Raw genomic sequence first — 17768 nt, 5'->3', positions numbered from 1 at the left:
TCCTAGATGTGGGGGACGTCGTCGGGGATGTCGTAGAAGGTCGGGTGGCGGTAGACCTTGTCGGCGCTGGGGGCGAAGAAGGGGTCCTTCTCGTCGCGGGTGGAGGCGGCGATGTGCTCGGAGCGCACCACCCAGATGCTCACTCCCTCGTTGCGCCGGGTGTAGAGATCGCGGGCGTGGGTGAGGGCCATCGTGTCGTCGGCGGCGTGCAGCGAGCCGACGTGGACGTGGTTGAGGCCGCGCTTGCCGCGCACGAAGACCTCGTAGAGCGGCCAGTCCTGCTTCGCGGAGGTCATGCCGCCGCTCCCTTCTGCGTACGGGCGGCCTGCTTGGCCGCGTGGGCGGTGGCCGCCTCGCGGACCCAGGCGCCTTCCTCGTGGGCGGAGCGCCGGCGTTCCATCCGCCGGGCGTTGCACGGGCCGTCGCCCTTGATGACCCGCATCAGCTCGTCCCAGTCGGGGGTGCCGAAGTCGTGGTGTCCGGTCTCCTCGTTCCACCGCAGCTCGGGGTCGGGGAGGGTGACGCCGAGCTTCTCGGCCTGGGGGACGGTCATGTCGACGAAGCGCCGGCGCAGTTCGTCGTTGCTGTGCCGCTTGATCTTCCAGGCCATCGACTGGGCCGAGTTGGGCGAGGCGTCGTCGGGCGGGCCGAACATCATCAGGGACGGCCACCACCAGCGGTTCACCGCGTCCTGCACCATCTCGCGCTGGGCCTCGGTGCCGCGCATCATCGTCATCAGCAGCTCGTAGCCCTGGCGCTGGTGGAAGGACTCCTCCTTGCAGATCCGCACCATGGCGCGCGCGTAGGGGCCGTAGGAACTGCGGCACAGCGGGACCTGGTTGCAGATCGCGGCGCCGTCGACGAACCAGCCGATCACGCCGACGTCGGCGAAGCTGAGGGTCGGGTAGTTGAAGATCGAGGAGTACTTCTGGCGGCCCTCGATCAGCCGCTCGGTGAGGTCGGCGCGGTCGGCGCCGAGGGTCTCGGCCGCCGAGTACAGGTAGAGCCCGTGGCCGGCCTCGTCCTGGACCTTGGCGAAGAGGATCGCCTTGCGGCGCAGCGACGGGGCGCGGGTGATCCACTCCCCCTCCGGCTGCATGCCGATGATCTCCGAGTGCGCGTGCTGCGCGACCTGCCGGATCAGCGTCCTGCGGTATCCGTCCGGCATCCAGTCGCGCGGCTCGATCCGCTGGTCGTGCGCGATCGTCGCGTCGAAGTGCTCCTGCAGCCCCGCGGGGGGCGGCGCCTCGGCGGCGTGTGTCGTGGTCATCGATACCAGCTTCCCCTACCGACCATTCGTTCGGTATCAGTCTGACGCGTTTCCCCGGACCGGGCAAGACCCGGACGCGGCCGCCTCCCCGGCCGAGCGGGCGGGGCGGCTGTCCGGGCTCTTGACAGGCCACGACGTGGCTGGATTACTAGGCCGTGCCGCACGGTAACCGAATGTTCGGTCGGGAAACAAGGTGGTGGAAGGCGTGGCGCAGGCCGTGGAGACGACGACGTCGGCGGAGGTGATGTTCGCCGCGGACGAGGCGTCCCGTCGCCTCGGGATCGAGCTGCTCGAGCGGGGCACGGGGACGGCCGTGGTCCGCATGACCGTGACCCCCGCGATGGTGAACGGCCACGGGATCGCCCACGGCGGCTACGTTTTCCTCCTCGCGGACACCGCCTTCGCCTGCGCCTGCAACAGCCACGGGCCCGTGACCGTCGCCGCCGGCGCGGACATCGTGTTCGTGGCCCCGGCCCACGAGGGCGACGTGCTGGTGGCCACCGCCGAGGAACGCACCCGGTACGGCCGCAGCGGCGTCTACGACGTCAGCGTGCGGCGCGGCGAGGAAGTGGTCGCGGAGTTCCGCGGGCGCAGCCGCAGCGTCCGGGGCTCGACGACAGACACGACGGCGGACCCGGCTGCGGACGGGACGCCGGGCACGACGAAGGAGTCGCGATGAGCAGCGCACCGACGGCCGGCCGGCCGGCGTCCCCCGCCTCCCGCCCGGGCGAGCCCCTCCCCCGGGACCTGTGGGACGACGGCGAGCTGCTCACCGGCGAGCAGCTGCGCGAACTCCAGCTCGACCGGTTGCGCGCGACCCTGCGGCACGCCTACGAGAACGTGGAGCTGTACCGGAGGAAGTTCGACGCGGCCGGGGTGAAGCCCGACGACTGCCGGAGCCTCGCGGACCTGTCCCGGTTCCCGTTCACCACCAAGGCCGACCTGCGGGACACCTACCCCTTCGGCATGTTCGCCGTCCCGATGTCCGAGGTACGGCGCGTCCACGCCTCCAGCGGCACCACCGGCCGCCCCACCGTGGTCGGTTACACGGACAACGACCTGTCCGTGTGGGCGGACGTCATCGCCCGCTCGATCCGCGCCGCCGGCGGCCGGCCCGGTCACAAGGTCCACATCTCGTACGGCTACGGCCTGTTCACCGGCGGCCTGGGCGCGCACTACGGCGCCGAGCGCGCGGGTTGCACCGTGATCCCCGCCTCCGGCGGCATGACGGCCCGGCAGGTGCAGATCATCCAGGACTTCCGGCCCGAGATCATCATGGTGACCCCGTCCTACATGCTCACCCTGCTCGACGAGTTCGAGCGGCAGGGCGTCGATCCGCGCACCAGCTCCCTGCGGATCGGCATCTTCGGTGCCGAGCCCTGGACGGAGGAGATGCGCCGCGAGATCGAGGAGCGCATGGACATCCACGCCGTCGACATATACGGCCTGTCCGAGGTGATCGGACCGGGCGTGGCGCAGGAGTGCGTGGAGACGAAGGACGGGCTGCACGTGTGGGAGGACCACTTCTACCCCGAGGTGGTCGACCCGGTCACGGACGAGGTGCTGGGCGAGACCGAGGAGGGCGAGGTCGTCTTCACCTCGCTCACCAAGGAGGCGCTCCCCGTCATCCGCTACCGCACCCGCGATCTGTCCCGGCTGCTGCCGGGGACCGCCCGGCCGGCCTTCCGCCGGATGCAGAAGGTCACCGGCCGCTGCGACGACATGATCATCCTGCGCGGGGTGAACGTCTTCCCGACCCAGATCGAGGAGATCGTGCTGCGCACCCCCGGCGTGGCACCGCACTTCCAGATCCAGCTCACCGAGCGCGGGCGCATGGACCACATGGTCGTCCGGGTCGAGGCGCGCCCGGACGCCGGTCCGGAGCAGCGCGAGGCCGCCGCGAGGTCGATCGGCCAGGGCGTGAAGGACGGGGTCGGCATCACCGTGGAGGTGGCCGTCGTCGACCCCGAGACGCTGGAGCGCTCGGTCGGCAAGATCCGCCGGGTCAAGGACCTCCGGCGGGCGTGACCGCGCGGCCGGCACGGGTGGGGCGAAACGTGAGCACGGACACAGCAGTTCGCCAGGTGAACCGGTGTGCGGGAAGACACGGACGGGCAGTGAATGCATGATCGGGGGAGGTTTGTGTCCGTCCTGAGGGGAAAACCCGTGCGAGTGTGTGTGATCGGTGCCGGTCTGTCGGGGCTGGCCGTGGCCCGTGCCCTGAACGACCGTGGTATCGAGTTCGTCTGCCTGGAGAAGGCTCCCGACGTCGGGGGGATCTGGCGTCAGCCGCAGGCGGGTGAGCGCGGGCCGGGGTACCTGTCCCTGCACCTCAACACCGCCAAGCAGCTGACCTGTTACGCCGGCTTCCCGATGCCGTCGTCGTACCCCCTCTATCCGCGGCACAGTCAGGTCGCCGCCTACCTGCGGTCGTTCGCGGAGTGGGCCGGGGTGCTCGACCGCGTCGAGCTGCGCACCGAGGTGGTCTCGGTGCGCCAGGACGCGGACGGCCTGTGGACTGTCGTCAGCCGGGACGCGGGCGGTGAGGTGACGTCGCGGCGGTTCGAGCAGGTGGTCGTCGCCTCGGGGCACCACAGCGAACCCGCTCTGCCCGATCCCCTCCCGCCGGGCGCCGCCTCCTTCGGCGGAACGATCCTGCACTCCCTCGACTACCGCGACGGCAGCGACTTCGCGGGCCGGCGCACCGTCGTGGTCGGCCTGGGCGCGTCCGCGGTGGACATCGCGGCGGACCTGTCACGGCACGCCGCGCAGACCGTGCTGTCCGTGCGCCGGGGGCTGCACATCGTGCCCAAGCAGCTCTTCGGGATGTCCGTCGACGAGATCGCCGACGCGCCCTGGTGGTCCGCCATGTCCTTCGACGAGCAGCGCCGCTTCGTGGAGCAGGCGCTGCTCGTCGCGCGGGGCCGGCTCGGCGACTACGGGCTGCCCGAGCCCGACCACCCGGTCTTCTCCTCGGCGGTGACCCTCTCGGACGAGATCCTCAGCCGGATCCGGCACGGCGCGGTGACCCCGAAGCCCGCGATCGACTCCTTCGACCGCGACCGGGTCGTCTTCACCGACGGCAGCTCGGTCCAGGCGGACACGGTCGTCTACTGCACCGGCTTCCACATGACGTTCCCCTTCCTGCCCGCGGGCTGCCCGCTGGGCCCGGACGGCGCTGTGGAGCTGTACCGGCGGATCGTCCCTGCCGAGCGGCCGGGTCTGTACTTCGTCGGCCTGGTGCGGCCCGTGGGCGCGATCACCCGGCTCGTGGAGGCCCAGGCGCAGTGGGTGACGCGGATCATCGCCGGCGAGGCCGCGCTGCCGGGGGCGGACGAGATGCGCGCGGAGATCGACACGTATCTCGAGGGGATCGCGAAGCGCTACGGCAGGACCCAGGGCGCCTCGATCCAGGTCGACGTGGGCCCGTACCTGAGCGAGTTCCGCGAGACGCTCGGCGTGTAGCCGCCCCGCACGCCCCCGCCACGCCGAGGGGCCCCGGTGGAGGTCACCGGGGCCCCTCGGCGTGGACGTGCGCCGGGCTCAGCGCACCGCCACCGGGTCCCGGACCTCGCGGGCGACGGGCGGCCTGACCGCGTACGCCTCCGAGGAGAGGTACGCCGTCACCCGTGGCGCGCGGTCCCGCTGGTGAGCCAGCGCCAGATAGGCGATCAGGCCCACGCCGTCCTCCGGCCGGCGCCCGGTCACGGCGGCCAGGGCCCGGCCGAGCACGGGGCTCTCCACGCCGTACCGGCGCAGCACGCTCACGCCCCGCGCGAGGGCCTCCCCGTCGTGCCGGGCGTAGTCCCGGACGGGGACGTGCAGGGTGAAGCCGCTCGGCCGTGCCGTGCCGGTGTCGGTGAAGGAGTGGCACGTCAGGCCGGGCCGCCCGTCGAGCCGCGCCACCCGGGTGGCGGCACCCGCGGCCGTGAGGAAGAAGTCCTCGATCCCGGCGGGGTGGGGGCCCGGGTCCATGCGGGACAGCCGCCCCGCCCGCCCGGCCGTGAGGCCGTCGTGCCGCAGGTAGACCTTCACCCGGGGCTGCTCCCAGTCCCCGAGGTCCAGCGCGACGAACGGGTACCCGTCGGCGGCGGGCAGCGTGGCGAACGCCTTCCGGTGCCCCAGCCGGTGCAGGGCCTCGCGCACCGTCTCGACGGTGCGCTCCGGTCCGGAGGCGGCCGGGTTCAGGTACACCTTGACCTTGGGCACACCGCCGGGCCGCAGTTCCAGCGCGCACCACAGGGCCAGCGGGCCCTGCGGGGAGCGCGGCAGGAACAGGTCCCGGACCGCGTCGAGCGGGCCGGTGGTGAAGTTCCAGCGTTTCGCCATCGCCCGCACCGTCTCGAGTCCGGCGCGGCCGTTGTGAGCCAGGCTGTCTGCGCCGCAGCCGGGTTCCAGGAGCACCCGCAGGGCGGGGGCCGCGCCCGGCTGGAAGGAGAGGGAGAACTCCACCGGTGTGTGGTCGTCGGACAGGAAGGTGCGGTTGGGCGGCGGCAAGGTCAGCGAACGGTCGCTCTGCGGTCCCAGAGTCTCCGTCAGGAGGTCCGCGTAGGTGTCGATGTCGGCCTCGGACAGGCCCGCGACCACGCCGAGTCTTCGCAACTGGCCGCTCGTGTGGGCGCCGAGAGTCGTCGCTCCCGGCAGCCCGCCGCCCATGGACGCCCCCGTCACCGGCCTGCACCTCGTCGCAGGCGCACAAGACGATACCCGCCCGGTGGGGCGGGTATCGGGGAGATCGGCGGCGGGAAAGCGGCGTGCGTGGATATGTGGTCCACGACACCTCCTTTTACTCGTGAGCAACTTGAGCCGCGTGCTCACTACCCGTGCCGTTGAACGTTTATGCGAAAACGCCAGGTTGGACGGCTGTTGCGGATATCACCGCGTGAGCCAGTTGAGGAACTGGCTCCACATACCTCCTCGTTCGGGCGTGCGCGCCGGGCCGGCCGTGGCTTCCCGGGCGGCTGTCGCGGGACCGCTCGGGGCGTCGGAGCGTCCGCCCGGCCGCACCGGGGTGAAGCGGGCCGGGAGGGTGGCGAGCGCACGGTTGAAGGGGCCCGGCCGCCACGTCAGGCTGTCCTCGGGGACGGCGAGGCCGACGTCGGGCAGCTCGTTGAACAGGTTCTCGATGGCGGTGACGGTGATGTGCCGGGCCGGGTCCTTGGAGGGACAGGCGTGCGGGCCCGCGCTCCACGCCAGGTGGGCGCGGTTGCTGCCGGCCTGCCGGGCGGCCTGGAGTGCCGGACCGGTGTTGGCCGCGGCGAAGCTGACCAGCACCAGATCGCCCGACTGCAGCTGCTGCCCCGCGAGTTCCACGTCGGCCGCCGGGTAGTGCGGCGCGTAGTTCGACATGGGAGGGTTCTCCCAGAGCGTGTCGTCGAGCGCCTCGTCGATCAGTCCGCCCTCACGGGCGTACCGGTCGTGGGTGAGCAGCCGGTGCAGGGTGTTCCCGATGAGGTTGCGCAGCGGTTCCGCGCCGGCGCCCAGCAGCAGCGCCAGCTGGTGGACCATCTCCTCGTCGCCGAGACCCGCCTGATGCTGCATCAGCCACGAGGTGACGTCGTCCCCGGGCTTGCGGCGCTTGAGCGCCACCAGCTCGCCCGCGGCCTGGAACAGCACCTCGGTCGCCTTCTCCGCGTTGACCCCGTCGAACATGCCGGAGATGCCGAACAGCACCCGGTCCCCGATGTCTGCGGGGCAGCCGAAGAGTTCGTTGAACACGAACAGCGGCAGCTGCTTGGCGTAGTCGCCGAGCAGGTCGGCCGAGCCGCGGGCGGCGAACTGGGAGATGAGGTAGCCGGAGATCTGCTCGGTGCTCCGGGTCAGCCGCCGGGTGTCCACGCGCGCCATGCTGTCGGTGACGGCCTGGCGCAGCCGCAGGTGGTCGGCGCCGTCGGAGAACATGCAGTTGTGCCGGTAGGCGAGCAGCGGGACGACCGGGCTGTCGGGGCTGACCTTGCCCTCGTTGAAGGCCCGCCAGCGGCGCGCGTCCTTGCGGAAGGTCCCGGAGTCCTGGAGCAGTTGCAGGGCGGCCGCGTAGTCGGTGACCAGCGTCGCCTCCACGCCCGGGGCGAGCTCGACGGGCGCGGCGGGCCCGTAGTGGCGCAGGTAGTCGTAGTACGCCTGGGGGGCGGCGGCGAACTCCGGCCCGTACAGCGGCACCCGGCCGCCGGAGCCGTGCGCAGGGCACCCGGGCGGGGGCACCGGGGTGTCGTGAGCGTCCATGTTGCTCTCAGTTCCTAGCGGGTGTGGTCCAGCAAGTAGCGGACCAGAGTGGTCAGTGCGGCGGCCGAGGACCTCTCGTCACGGGCGTCGCAGGTGACGACGGGGGTGTCGTCGAGCAGGTCCAGGGCCTCGCGCAGCGCCGCCTCGTCGCGCAGCGGGGCGCCGTCGAAGTGGTTGACGGCGATGGCGTACTCGAGTCCGTACTGCTCGATGAGGTCGATCACGGGGAACGAGTCCGCGAGCCGTTCGGGGTCGACCAGCACCAGGGCGCCGAGCGCGCCGCGGGCCATGTCCTCCCACATCTGCACGAAGCGCTGCTGGCCGGGCGTGCCGAAGAGGTAGAGCACGACGCGGTCGCTGATGGTCAGACGGCCGAAGTCCATGGCGACCGTGGTGGTGGTCTTGCCCTGGACGCCCTTGAGGTCGTCGACCGCCTCGGCGGCCTGCGTCATCGTCTCCTCGGTGGACAGGGGCTCGATCTCCGAGATGGACCCGATGAGGGTGGTCTTGCCCACCGCGAAGTGCCCGACGACGAGGATCTTGACCGCGGTCTGGGTCGCCCCGGCGCGGACATAGGCCTGCTCATCCAAACTTGGCGCGGAGACCATTGAGCACCTCCTCCAGGATCTCCTTGTCCGCCAGGCGGGCACGGGCCACCGGCGGGCGGGTCATGAGGTAGCCGCCCTCCTTGAGGGAGGCCAGCAGGATCCGCACCACGCCCAGGGGAAGATGGGTGTGCCCGGCGATCTCGGCGACCGAGAGATAGCCGGCGGAACAGAGGTCCAGCAGGCTCTTCTCCTCGGGAGACAGCCGGGTCGGCCGCTGCGCGTGGTCGGCGGCGGCGGTGACCAGGGTGATGAGGGAGAGCTGCTCGTCGTCGGGCAGGCCGCGGCCCCTGGTGATGACGTACGGCCGTACTAATCCCGCGGACTCCGGCTCCCAGCCGTCGTGGCCGGTCATGAGCGGGTGCCGAGGTTCTCGCGCGGCGGTGTCGTCAGGCGCTTGCCGAGCTGGGCGACGAGCTGCTGCATACGGAAGGTGATGTCCGCCATGTCGACCTCCGGCGAGGCGGAGACACCGAGGTAGGCGCCCTCGCCCGCGGAGATCAGGAACACCCAGCCGCCGTCGAACTCGACCAGGGTCTGCCGCCACGCCTGGTGCGGGTCCTCACAGAAGAAGGCGAGCGTCCGGCTGAGCGACTGGACGCCGCTCATCGCGGCGGCGACCCGGTCCGCGTCGTCCTTGTCGAAGTCCTGCGTCCGGGCCATCAGCAGACCGTCGGCGGATATCAGGACCGCGTGCAGGGCCCCGGGAATCTCCAGGGCGCTGTCGAGCATCCATGACAGATCGTCGTTCACGAGTCTCCATGTCCTTCGCTGCTTGCACCAGGTGTTCTGCCCGTCCGGTCCGCGTCCTGCGGCCCGCCGGCGCGACCGGACCGCGTGCCCCGCTGGAAGGCACCCATGATCTGTGCCTGTTCGGACTCGGAGCGGCCCGCGGACCGCGGGGACGGGGTGTTGCCGGGCACGATGGCCATCGGCCGCTTGCGGCGGCGCCGCGGCAGACCGTCGCCGGTCTGGGACGAGGGGAGCGCGGCCTCCGGCCCGCCGTCCAGGACCGGCCGGGCCGTGTCCGGGGCGACGGCCGGGGCCGGTGCCTTCTTCTCCGGCATGGCGGTGAGCAGTTCGTGCGGCAGCAGGACGACCGCGCGCACCCCGCCGTAGGGGGAGGAGGAGTCCACGGACACCTCGAAGCCGAAGCGCTCGCACAGCAGGCCGATGACCGCGAAGCCGAACTGCGGAGGGTTGCCGAGGCCGGCCACGCCCGAGGCTCGCTCGCTGGAGAGCAGCTTCTCGGCGCGGGTGCGCTCCTCGTCGCTCATGCCGACACCGGCGTCGTCGACGACGACGCAGATGCCCTTCGGCACGGTGCGGATGTTGATCTCGACGACGGTGTCCGGGCTGGAGTAGCTGGTGGCGTTGTCGAGGAGCTCCGCGAGGGCCAGAGCGACGGGTTCGACGGCGCGGCTGGTGATGCCGAAGTCGACCTGGGAGAGGATCTCCACCCGCCGGAAGTGCCGGATCCGGCCCTGGGCGCTGCGGACGACGTCGTACACGGAGGCGGTGTCGCGCCGGCCGCCCAGCCAGCCGTCGCACAGCACGGCGATGGACTGCGCGCGCCGGCCGAACTGCGAGTTGGTGTGGTCGATCTCCAGCAGGTCCTGCAACAGCGCCGAGTCTCCGTACTTGGTCTGGAGCCGGGTGAGAACCAGCTGCTGTTCGGCGGCCAGGCCCTGGAGGGTGCGCATGGCGGACTTCAGAACGGTCTTGGTCTCGTCCTCGGCCCGTTCCTGTGCCGCCTGCACGGACTTTCCGTAGTCGTTCTCCAGCTCCGTGTAGTGGTCCTTCAAGCCTCGTACTTCCTGCCGCAGCGCTCGGGCCGCCCTGCGCTGACGGCTGACGAGCACGGCGGCGGCGACGAGGGCGACGAGGAGGACCCACACCAGTGGGTTCCCTGTGTATTCCGTCATAAGACTCTCTTCAGGCGACCGACGGCTTGCTGAATTCCCGTCCGTGCGGGCGGCCCGGCGGACCGCCCGTACCGGGTCGCTGCCCGGTCCGTCGGCCGTCCCTGAAGTCGGGGATGCCGTCTTTCACCCATCCGCCCGCTCCGCAAACGCGGTGATCGTATCACCGTCGGATCTTGTGAATTCACGTCAAGAACTGTGCTCTCAGGATCGGTTGAGACCTGAACGGGACCATCTCGCCCACGGTGGGTACAGTCGACCGCGTGACAGATGCACGGGGCACCTTCCGGCGGAGCGACCGCGACCGGCCGGGCCGGAGTGGTACGGAGTGACGCCGGAGGCCATGGCGGCGGTGTTCGCCGCGGGTGCCGGGGCCGGCGCGGTCAACAGCGTCGTCGGCTCGGGAACGCTGATCACCTTCCCCGTCCTGCTGGCCGCGGGACTGCCGCCCGTCACCGCGACGGTGTCCAACGCCCTCGGCCTCATCCCCGGTTCCGTCAGCGGCGCCGTCGGCTACCGCCGCGAACTGCGCGGCCAGCGACGGCGCGTCCTGAAGCTGGGTGCCGGTGCCCTGCTCGGAGGGCTCGCGGGGGCGACGCTGCTGCTGTCCCTGCCCGCCCGCGCGTTCGAGACGATCGTGCCGGTCCTGGTCGGGCTCGCCCTCGTGCTGGTCGCGTTCCAGCCCCGGCTGGCCGCCCTGGTGCGCCGGCGCCGCGAGCGGACGGGACAGATCGCCCACCGGGACGGCGGCCCGCTGCTGTCCGTCGGGCTGACGCTGGCCAGCGTCTACGGCGGCTACTTCGCCGCCGCGCAGGGGATCATCTACCTGTCCCTGATGGGCATGCTCCTCGACGAGCCCCTGCAGCGCCTGAACGCCGTGAAGAACGTCCTGGCGGCCGTCGTCAACTCCGTCGCCGCGCTCTTCTTCCTCTTCGCGGCCGACTTCGACTGGACGGCCGTCGTGCTCATCGCGGCCGGCTCCGGGCTCGGCGGGTACGCCGGTGCCCGGGTGGGCCGCCGTTTCAGCCCCGTGCTGCTGCGGGCCCTCGTCGTGGCGATCGGCACGGTCGCGCTCGTCCAACTGCTGCTGCGCTGACCGGCGTCGGGGGACGGCCGCGCCGGCGTCCGCGGCATAACGGCGCGTTATGGCAAGCCGGTAGTGGTGGTGCGGGCCTCCCGGCGGAAATGCTGGACCGCCCCCACACACCTCACGCGCCGCGGCGCGTGTCGTCGGAATCGAGGAGCCTTGCGAATAACCAGACTCGTCCCCGCCGTCCTGGCCGCCCTGCTGTCCGTCCTCGCCCTCGCGCCGGGCGCCTCCGCCGCCGAGCAGCGGCCCGGCACCGGCGGCCCCCAGCCGATCATCGGCGGCGGATACGCGCAGAACGCCCCCTGGGCGGCCCGGCTGTTCTCGGGCGGCGCGGAGACCTGCACCTCGACCATCATCGCCCCCACCTGGATCCTGACCGCCAAGCACTGCGTAGGCGGCGGCGGACTCGCCTTCCGCATCGGCAGCCTCGACCAGCACAGCGGCGGCACGGTGGCGAACGGCGTCCAGACCACCACGCACCCCTCGGCCGACCTGGCGCTGGTCCGGCTGGACCGTTCCGTCTCCGCCTCCTACGCGCGGCTCGGACAGCCCGGCACCGTGCGGGTGGGCCAGACCGTGCAGGTCTACGGCTGGGGCGCCACCTCCCGGTGCGGCTCGGAGATCAACTGCCAGTCCCCGTACCTGAAGGTCGCCAACGTCAGCGTGACCAACGGCTGTTACGACGCCTACTACGGGTCGGCGATCTGTGCGCGCCCGGTCGACGGCATCACCGCGGGCGGTGACTCCGGCGGCCCGATGATGGCCGGCGGCGTCCAGGTCGGCGTGGCCTCGACCAGCGACCGGCAGACCACGACGGCGTACACGAACGTCACCGCCTACCGCTCGTGGATCCAGTCCGTGGCGGGCGTCTGACCTCTCCCCCGCCCCTGTCCGCTCCGCGCCCGCCCCTGTCACGCCGGGGCGGGCGCGGCCCGCGTCCAGGAACCGGACGATCCGGCGGGAACATGGCTGATGCATCTACCGTGCCCGGTGCAGGACCGTGTCGCGAGTGGAGGAGTTCCCGTATGGCCGGGCAGACAGCGCAGTCCCAGGTGAACGCCGCCGAGGCGGCCGTGCTCCTCCTCGAGGACGTCAGCGTGCGCCGCCACACGACGGACCAGCTGATCCTCGACGGCGTCGACTGGACGGTCCGGCCCGGCGAGCACTGGGCGCTGCTGGGCGCCAACGGGGCCGGGAAGACGACCCTGCTGCGGCTGCTCGGTGCCCTGATGCACCCCACGAGCGGCAGCGTGGAGGTGCTGGGCAGCCGGCTCGGCCGGGTGGACGTGCGGGAGCTGAGGGCCCGCATCGGCCATGTCACCTCGGCCCAGCGGGTGCCGCAGGAGCTCAGCACCCACACCGTCGTGCTCACCGGCCACAGCGGCACGGTGCAGCCGCTGTGGCGGACGTACGACGACGAGGTCCGGCTCCGCGCCCACGGCCTGCTGACCGAGCTGGGCATCAAGGAGCTGGCGGACCGGCCGTACGGCGTCTGCTCCGGCGGACAGCGGGCGCGCGTCCTGATCGCCCGGGCACTGATGGCCGATCCGGCGCTGCTGCTCCTGGACGAGCCGTTCAACGCCCTGGACCTGCCCTCCCGCGAGGACCTGGTGGAGGCCATGCACCAGCTGGCCGAGGGGCGCCCGCACCTGGCCACCGTGACCGTCACCCACCATCTGGAGGAGCTGTCCCCGGCCGTCAGCCACGCCCTGCTGCTGCGGGAGGGCCGGATCCTGTCCCGGGGATCCGTGGACGAGGTGCTGACCGACTCCCTGCTGACCTCCTGCTTCGGCCGCGACATCACGGTGACCCGGCGCGACGGCCGCTGGTCGGCCTACTCGGGCCGGCGAACCTCGCCTCCCGTGTGAAGCCGCCGGCCACCGCGAGCGGCAAGGACGTCTCGGCGAGGCGATCCCGGCCAAGGTGTCCCGCGACTCCGTCTTCACGGACGGCCTGCCACGCCCCGCGGCACGTCCCGACGGGGCTGCTAGGTTCATCCGTCATGCATCCTCAGGTGTTCGACACGCGGTTCCGTGAACGGTGCCGCCTCATCAGGACGTGGGGCCTCGGCCTGCTGACCCTGGCGGCCGCGCTGTGGGTGTGGTGCGCCGTGCTGCTCGTCACCGACTACGAGGCCGAGTCCGCGCGCGAGAGCCGCACCGTGGAGTGCGAGTCCCGTCTCTTCACCGACGGCGGGACCGCCAACGAGGGGCGTTTCAAGGACCCTTGTGGTGACGAGCGGGACTGGCCCGAGGCACTGGCCGTGCTGGGCCTCTCGGTTCCCCTGGCCCTCGCGGGCGCGGTGCTCCTCACCTACGGTCTGGTCTGCGTGCGGGTGAGCGAGCACGCGGCCGACCTGGCCCGCTGGGAGGAACTCGCCGCCCGTGAGAACGGCGCGGCCGACGTGTAGGCCGCCCACGGTGCGATGAGGGCGGCCCCGGACGTATCGGCGTACTGCACGTCCGGGACCGCCCGTCGGCTCCCCCGCAAGTGACTGCCCGTGCCCCGGCGGAGGGAAACGGCGCGTGACCGTCCGGTCGCCGTGCGCCGCGTGCCGAGGCCGTCGCGTCCGCGCCGCACGGCCCCGGTCCGCCGGTGTGTCACGCCGCGCCGCGGGACGGGGCCATCGCCCAGCGGATGCCGGCGGTGACGGCCGTGCCCAGCGGCCGTACGCAGACGGCCTCGGCCGGCGGCACCCTCGGCAGCCACAGGGCGCGCGAGGCCCACCGCGGCAGCAGCGAGACCGCGTTGGCGGCGATCACGCCGTACGGGAGGCGGGCGAGGAGGGGGACGGGCGGGTTCAGCAGCAGGAACCGGGCGGTGCTGCGGGCCTCGGCGGTGGCGCGCAGTTCGCCGCGGTAGGCGGCCAGCCGCTCGTCGAGGCCGGCGCGGTCGACGGGCGGGTCGGGCACCCCGAGCGCCGTGGCGACGCGTGCCATGTCGGCCACGTAGGCGTCGCAGCCCTCGTCGTCCAGGGGCCGGGCGCCGTAGCGCTGGTGGGCGCGCAGGAAGCTGTCGACCTCCGCGATGTGCACCCAGCACAGCAGGTGCGGATCGGCCGCGGAGTACGCCTGGCCCCGGGCGGTGGTGCCGCGCACCCGGTCGTGGACGGCCCGCACCCGGTCGCAGGCCTCCTGGGCGCTGTCGGCCGTGCCGAAGGTGGTGACGGCCAGGAAGGTACTGGTCCGCTGCAGCCGGCCCCAGGGGTCCCCGCGGAACCCGGAGTGCGCCGAAACGGCCGCCATGGCCAGGGGGTGGAGCGACTGGAGCAGCAGCGCGGACAGACCCCCGATGAACATCGAGGCGTCGCCGTGCACCCGTCGGACGGGCCGGTCGGGGCCGAACCAGCGGGGACCGGGCGTGCCGTGGATGCGGGCGCGGTTGTCGCGGCCCTCGGGTCCCGCCACCTTGGAGAAGATCATGTCGCCGAGCCGTGCGCGCGGATCGGTGAGGAGGTCTGCGGGGGGACGTCTCATGGCTGCCGGGTCCTCCTTCGGCCGGGACCGGACGGGTCTCATGAGTAGTCTGCCCGGGTTCCGTGCCGAGGAGGCATGCGCGGTGCCGGTCGGATCAGGCGCAGGCCCAGGCCGACATCCCCTGCATGCGGGCCAGGCGCTCGGCCACCTTGATCTGCTCCTTGCGGGTGGCCAGGTCCGCGCGGGGTGCGTACTTGAGGCCGCCGGCCGCCTCCCAGCTCGACTGCTTGAACTGCAATCCGCCGTAGTGGCCGTTCCCCGTGTTCGCGTGCCAGTTGCCGCTGGACTCGCACTGGGCGATGGCGTCCCAGTCCGTCGCCCGCAGGTGCGCCGGCGCGGCGGCCGCCTGCGTGGCCGTTCCGAGGACGGTGGCGGCGACGAGGGCCACCAGGACGGAGGAGAGGCCGCGGCCGTGCGAGACGGTCCGCGCGCTCGTATGAGCATGTCGTCTACACATCATACGAAGACTGTTACACCAGGTGACCGCCGACCGCCGCGCCGGCCGCGTCCCCGTTGCGCCGGACGGAGCATCCGATCGCCCCTACGGCCACAGCTCGTCGCTGTCGCACACCCGGGCGCCCATGTTGCGCCGCATCATCCGCAGCGCGGCGTCCGCGAGGTCGGCGTGGATGTGCGCCACGGCGTCCCGCGGCACGACGACGTCGAGGTGACGGATGTGCGCGTCGAGCGCCGAGTAGAGCACGCACTGTTCGGTCACCTGTCCGCACAGCACGAGCCGGTCGATGCCCTGCTCGTGAAGCAGGTACGTCAGCGGGGTCTCGAAGAAGATCGAGTGGCGGGCCTTGACCACGAAGAGGGAGGACTCGTCGGGCCGCAGCGGCTCGACGAGGCGGGCGTGCGGCCCGGACAGGGCCTGGTCGAGGATCTCCCCGTGGTGCGAGCGCCACTCGCCGAAGTTGTCGTTGACGTAGATCACGGGGACGCCCCGGCGGCGCGCCCGGCTCAGCAGGCCGGCCACCACCGGCACCACGGTCTCCACGGACGGGATCAGCTGATCGGCGTCCTTGTGGTCATAGGTGTTGATCATGTCGATGACGATCAGCGCGGTCTGGCCCATGCCGTCCAGGGTGCCACCGGGGAGCGGGCCGGCGGCTCCGCCGGGCCGACGGCGCGGCGGGAGCGCGTCGCACGTCACCGCGACGGGTCCCACGGCCCGGGCCGCGCGCCCTCGCTCCACTCGCGCAGGCGTCGCCCGTCGACGCAGACTATGCCGCACTGCTCGGCGTAGTCGGCGGCCGGTGCGGTGAAGTCGCTGCTGGTGACGAGGACCGCCACGTCGGCCTCGTGGACGGTGAAGCAGGTGCCGCCGAAGCGCTGCAGCTCCTCGGAGCCGACCTTGTGGTCCTCGCCGTAGCGCTTGCACTGGACGACCAGGCGCCTGCCGTCCGGGGTCACCGCCAGCACGTCGGCGCCGAGGTCTCCGGCCCCGCCCACGACCTCGACCTCGGCGCATCCGTCCCGGGTGCAGAGGTCGGCTATCGCCTGCTCGAACTCGTCGGGGCTCAGGGCGTCGTGGTCGGGGACCACGGCCGTGGGGGCCTCCACGCGGGGGACCTCCACCGTGGCGGCCGCCGCCTCCGCGGGGCGCTCCGCGTCCAGTGCGTCGAGGGCCGTGGCCGTGGCCTGTTCCAGGGCGCGCGTGGTGCGGCGGGCCAGCCTCGCGGCGGAGAGACCGGACCGCCGGCGCAGGCCGACGACGAGGACCGGCACCACGCCGAGCAACAGGATCACGGCCCATGCCGGGCGGCGCTCCGCGACACCGAGCGCCATGCGCACCACGAGGCCGAGGAGGCCGAGGCCGAGGGCGGCGAGGCCGAAGAACATCGCGGTCGCGCGCAGGTCGAATCGGCGTCCGACGGGCAGCCGGCGTGTCGGTTGCTCGGGCGAGGTCACGGGTGGGGTCCTCCTCGGGGAGACGACGTGAAGATCACCTGCCGTCTGCCCCCGGACGGCACCGCCAGTCGCGGGTGAACACCCCGTGCGCGCCGCTCACATGACACGCCGTCGGATGGACCATCGTCCGTCGCCTCTGCACCCTTCGGACATAACGTACGGAATATGAATAAATGCCATGTCGTGTACCTGGTGTGCACCGCTGCGATGGTCGGAACGGGTCTTGGCGCGGCTCCGGCAGGCGCCTTCCCCGACGTCCCCCACATCCCGTCGGTCCACGTGGTCCACCCCGGAGAATCGATCCAGAAGGCCGTGGACGCCGCCGAGTCCGGCGACACCGTCCTCGTCGGCGTCGGCACCTACCGCGAGAGCGTCACCGTGAGCACCCCCGGTCTGACCCTGCGCGGCATGGGCCGGCACACGGTCATCAAGCCGAGCACGAAGCGGGCCACCGGCACCTGCGCCGAGAACGGCAACGGCATCTGCGTGGTCGGGACGAAGGACAAGAAGGTCGAGGACGTCACCGTCGCCTCCCTCAAGGTGACCGGGTTCGCCCGCGCGGGCGTGTTCTCGATGGCCACCGACGGGCTGACCGTGCGCAACGTGACGGCCGACAAGAACGACGTCTGGGGCATCGCCCAGGAGCGCTCGGTGCGCGGCGTTTTCCGGGACAACACCGCCCGGGACAACGGCGACGCCGGCATCTTCCTCGCCAACACCATCAAGGCCGAGGAGGGCGCGCAGGACACCCGCGGCACGCTCGTCGAGGACAACCGGCTCGAGGGCAACCGGATCGGCGTCACCGTGCGGCGGCTGCGCAACCTCGCCGTGGCGGACAACCACATCACCGGCAACTGCGCGGGCGTCTTCGTGGTCGGCGACGAGAACAGCCCCAAGGCCGGCGACCTCGCGGTGCGCGGCAACCACCTCGTCCGCAACAACAAGTCGTGCCCGAAGACCGAGCGGCTGCCGGCCCTGCAGGGCTCCGGCATCGTCCTGACCGGCACCGAGAAGGTCCGGGTCACGGCCAACACGGTCGAGGGCCACTCCGGCACCTCACCCCTGTCCGGCGGCATCGTCCTGTTCAAGAGCCTCGTGGGCGTCAGCGGCGAGAAGAACGAGGTCAGCCGCAACACCCTGCGCGACAACACGCCGGCCGACCTGGTCAGCACCGAGACCGGCACGACCAACACGTTCAGCGGCAACGCGTGCCGGGCCTCCAGGCCAGCGGGGCTGTGCTGACCGCCGCCCGGACCTGACCACCCGTGG

The 17768-nt window shown here is 72.1% G+C and carries 20 protein-coding genes; 8 read left to right on the top strand and 12 right to left on the bottom strand.

Going from position 1 to position 17768, the window contains the following annotated elements; translation table 11 throughout:
• Positions 1-2: 2 nt before the first annotated feature.
• Both paaB and paaA read right to left on the bottom strand, forming a co-directional pair.
• Entirely contained in the window at positions 3-296 is a 294-nt protein-coding gene (gene paaB, locus AB0E77_RS16460; RefSeq protein ID WP_359406601.1) for a 1,2-phenylacetyl-CoA epoxidase subunit PaaB, read from the bottom strand.
• Positions 293-1270 carry a 1,2-phenylacetyl-CoA epoxidase subunit PaaA gene (gene paaA, locus AB0E77_RS16455; RefSeq protein ID WP_361570550.1) on the bottom strand — a complete coding sequence of 326 codons (978 nt, stop codon included), beginning with the start codon at positions 1268-1270 and terminating at the stop codon, positions 293-295. The genes paaB and paaA overlap by 4 nt, the downstream gene beginning before the upstream one ends.
• 244 nt (positions 1271-1514) lie before the next feature.
• Here paaA and paaI point away from each other — a divergent pair, with 244 nt between their 5' ends.
• The 3 genes from paaI to AB0E77_RS16440 all read left to right on the top strand — a co-directional run bounded on the left by paaI (position 1515) and on the right by AB0E77_RS16440 (position 4735).
• Positions 1515-1949, top strand: coding sequence for a hydroxyphenylacetyl-CoA thioesterase PaaI (gene paaI, locus AB0E77_RS16450; RefSeq protein ID WP_361570869.1), 435 nt, complete (start codon positions 1515-1517; stop codon positions 1947-1949).
• A complete protein-coding gene (gene paaK, locus AB0E77_RS16445) occupies positions 1946-3298 on the top strand; it encodes a phenylacetate--CoA ligase PaaK (protein ID WP_361570548.1) in 1353 nt (450 codons plus the stop codon). Before paaI ends, paaK begins: the two co-directional genes overlap by 4 nt.
• A 138-nt stretch (positions 3299-3436) precedes the next feature.
• Positions 3437-4735 carry an NAD(P)-binding domain-containing protein gene (locus AB0E77_RS16440; protein ID WP_361570546.1) on the top strand — a complete coding sequence of 433 codons (1299 nt, stop codon included), beginning with the start codon at positions 3437-3439 and terminating at the stop codon, positions 4733-4735.
• Positions 4736-4813: 78 nt separating this feature from the next.
• On the opposite strand, the gene AB0E77_RS16435 is transcribed toward AB0E77_RS16440, so the two are convergent.
• The 6 genes from AB0E77_RS16435 to AB0E77_RS16410 all read right to left on the bottom strand — a co-directional run bounded on the left by AB0E77_RS16435 (position 4814) and on the right by AB0E77_RS16410 (position 10022).
• Entirely contained in the window at positions 4814-5941 is a 1128-nt protein-coding gene (locus tag AB0E77_RS16435) for a tryptophan dimethylallyltransferase family protein (RefSeq protein ID WP_361570543.1), read from the bottom strand.
• 204 nt (positions 5942-6145) lie between these two features.
• The gene (locus AB0E77_RS16430) at positions 6146-7492 is read right to left on the bottom strand and encodes a cytochrome P450 (RefSeq protein ID WP_361570540.1); all 1347 of its coding nucleotides are present in this window, start codon (positions 7490-7492) and stop codon (positions 6146-6148) included.
• Between the two features lie 14 nt (positions 7493-7506).
• Positions 7507-8100: an ATP/GTP-binding protein gene (locus tag AB0E77_RS16425; RefSeq protein ID WP_361570537.1), complete on the bottom strand. Its 594-nt coding sequence runs from the start codon at positions 8098-8100 to the stop codon at positions 7507-7509.
• Positions 8075-8452 (bottom strand): DUF742 domain-containing protein, encoded by a 378-nt coding sequence (locus AB0E77_RS16420; RefSeq protein ID WP_361570535.1) that lies wholly within the window; start codon positions 8450-8452, stop codon positions 8075-8077. Before AB0E77_RS16420 ends, AB0E77_RS16425 begins: the two co-directional genes overlap by 26 nt.
• The gene (locus tag AB0E77_RS16415; RefSeq protein WP_053126708.1) at positions 8449-8850 is read right to left on the bottom strand and encodes a roadblock/LC7 domain-containing protein; all 402 of its coding nucleotides are present in this window, start codon (positions 8848-8850) and stop codon (positions 8449-8451) included. The genes AB0E77_RS16420 and AB0E77_RS16415 overlap by 4 nt, the downstream gene beginning before the upstream one ends.
• Complete coding sequence (locus AB0E77_RS16410; RefSeq protein ID WP_361570532.1) at positions 8847-10022, bottom strand: ATP-binding protein; 1176 nt, start codon at positions 10020-10022, stop codon at positions 8847-8849. Before AB0E77_RS16410 ends, AB0E77_RS16415 begins: the two co-directional genes overlap by 4 nt.
• 340 nt (positions 10023-10362) lie before the next feature.
• Here AB0E77_RS16410 and AB0E77_RS16405 point away from each other — a divergent pair, with 340 nt between their 5' ends.
• The 4 genes from AB0E77_RS16405 (at position 10363) to AB0E77_RS16390 (ending at position 13519) form a co-directional block, all read left to right on the top strand.
• Complete coding sequence (locus tag AB0E77_RS16405; protein ID WP_361570866.1) at positions 10363-11115, top strand: sulfite exporter TauE/SafE family protein; 753 nt, start codon at positions 10363-10365, stop codon at positions 11113-11115.
• Between the two features lie 150 nt (positions 11116-11265).
• Complete coding sequence (locus AB0E77_RS16400; protein WP_361570529.1) at positions 11266-11982, top strand: trypsin-like serine protease; 717 nt, start codon at positions 11266-11268, stop codon at positions 11980-11982.
• A gap of 152 nt (positions 11983-12134) precedes the next feature.
• On the top strand, positions 12135-12977 hold the full coding sequence (locus AB0E77_RS16395) for an ATP-binding cassette domain-containing protein (protein WP_361570526.1): 843 nt from the start codon (positions 12135-12137) through the stop codon (positions 12975-12977).
• Positions 12978-13111: 134 nt separating this feature from the next.
• Positions 13112-13519, top strand: a complete 408-nt coding sequence (locus AB0E77_RS16390; protein ID WP_361570523.1) for a hypothetical protein — start codon at positions 13112-13114, stop codon at positions 13517-13519.
• A 190-nt stretch (positions 13520-13709) separates the two neighbouring features.
• Here the strand turns inward: AB0E77_RS16390 and AB0E77_RS16385 are convergent, their stop codons facing one another.
• From AB0E77_RS16385 to AB0E77_RS16370, 4 genes are all read right to left on the bottom strand, one after another.
• Positions 13710-14585, bottom strand: coding sequence for an oxygenase MpaB family protein (locus AB0E77_RS16385; RefSeq protein ID WP_361570520.1), 876 nt, complete (start codon positions 14583-14585; stop codon positions 13710-13712).
• 94 nt (positions 14586-14679) lie between these two features.
• The gene (locus AB0E77_RS16380) at positions 14680-15045 is read right to left on the bottom strand and encodes a transglycosylase family protein (RefSeq protein WP_361570518.1); all 366 of its coding nucleotides are present in this window, start codon (positions 15043-15045) and stop codon (positions 14680-14682) included.
• Between the two features lie 81 nt (positions 15046-15126).
• On the bottom strand, positions 15127-15663 hold the full coding sequence (locus AB0E77_RS16375; protein WP_361570515.1) for an isochorismatase family cysteine hydrolase: 537 nt from the start codon (positions 15661-15663) through the stop codon (positions 15127-15129).
• A 74-nt stretch (positions 15664-15737) separates the two neighbouring features.
• A complete protein-coding gene (locus tag AB0E77_RS16370) occupies positions 15738-16499 on the bottom strand; it encodes a restriction endonuclease (RefSeq protein ID WP_361570512.1) in 762 nt (253 codons plus the stop codon).
• Between the two features lie 165 nt (positions 16500-16664).
• Here AB0E77_RS16370 and AB0E77_RS16365 point away from each other — a divergent pair, with 165 nt between their 5' ends.
• Positions 16665-17741 carry a right-handed parallel beta-helix repeat-containing protein gene (locus AB0E77_RS16365; RefSeq protein ID WP_361570509.1) on the top strand — a complete coding sequence of 359 codons (1077 nt, stop codon included), beginning with the start codon at positions 16665-16667 and terminating at the stop codon, positions 17739-17741.
• Positions 17742-17768 lie beyond the last annotated feature (27 nt).

The sequence above is a fragment of the Streptomyces sp. NPDC032940 genome (genome assembly GCF_040636935.1).
In the GTDB taxonomy this organism is placed as follows: Bacteria; Actinomycetota; Actinomycetes; order Streptomycetales; family Streptomycetaceae; genus Streptomyces.
The sequence above is the reverse complement of the archived record's forward strand: the minus strand, read 5'-3'. Positions and strand labels throughout refer to the sequence as shown.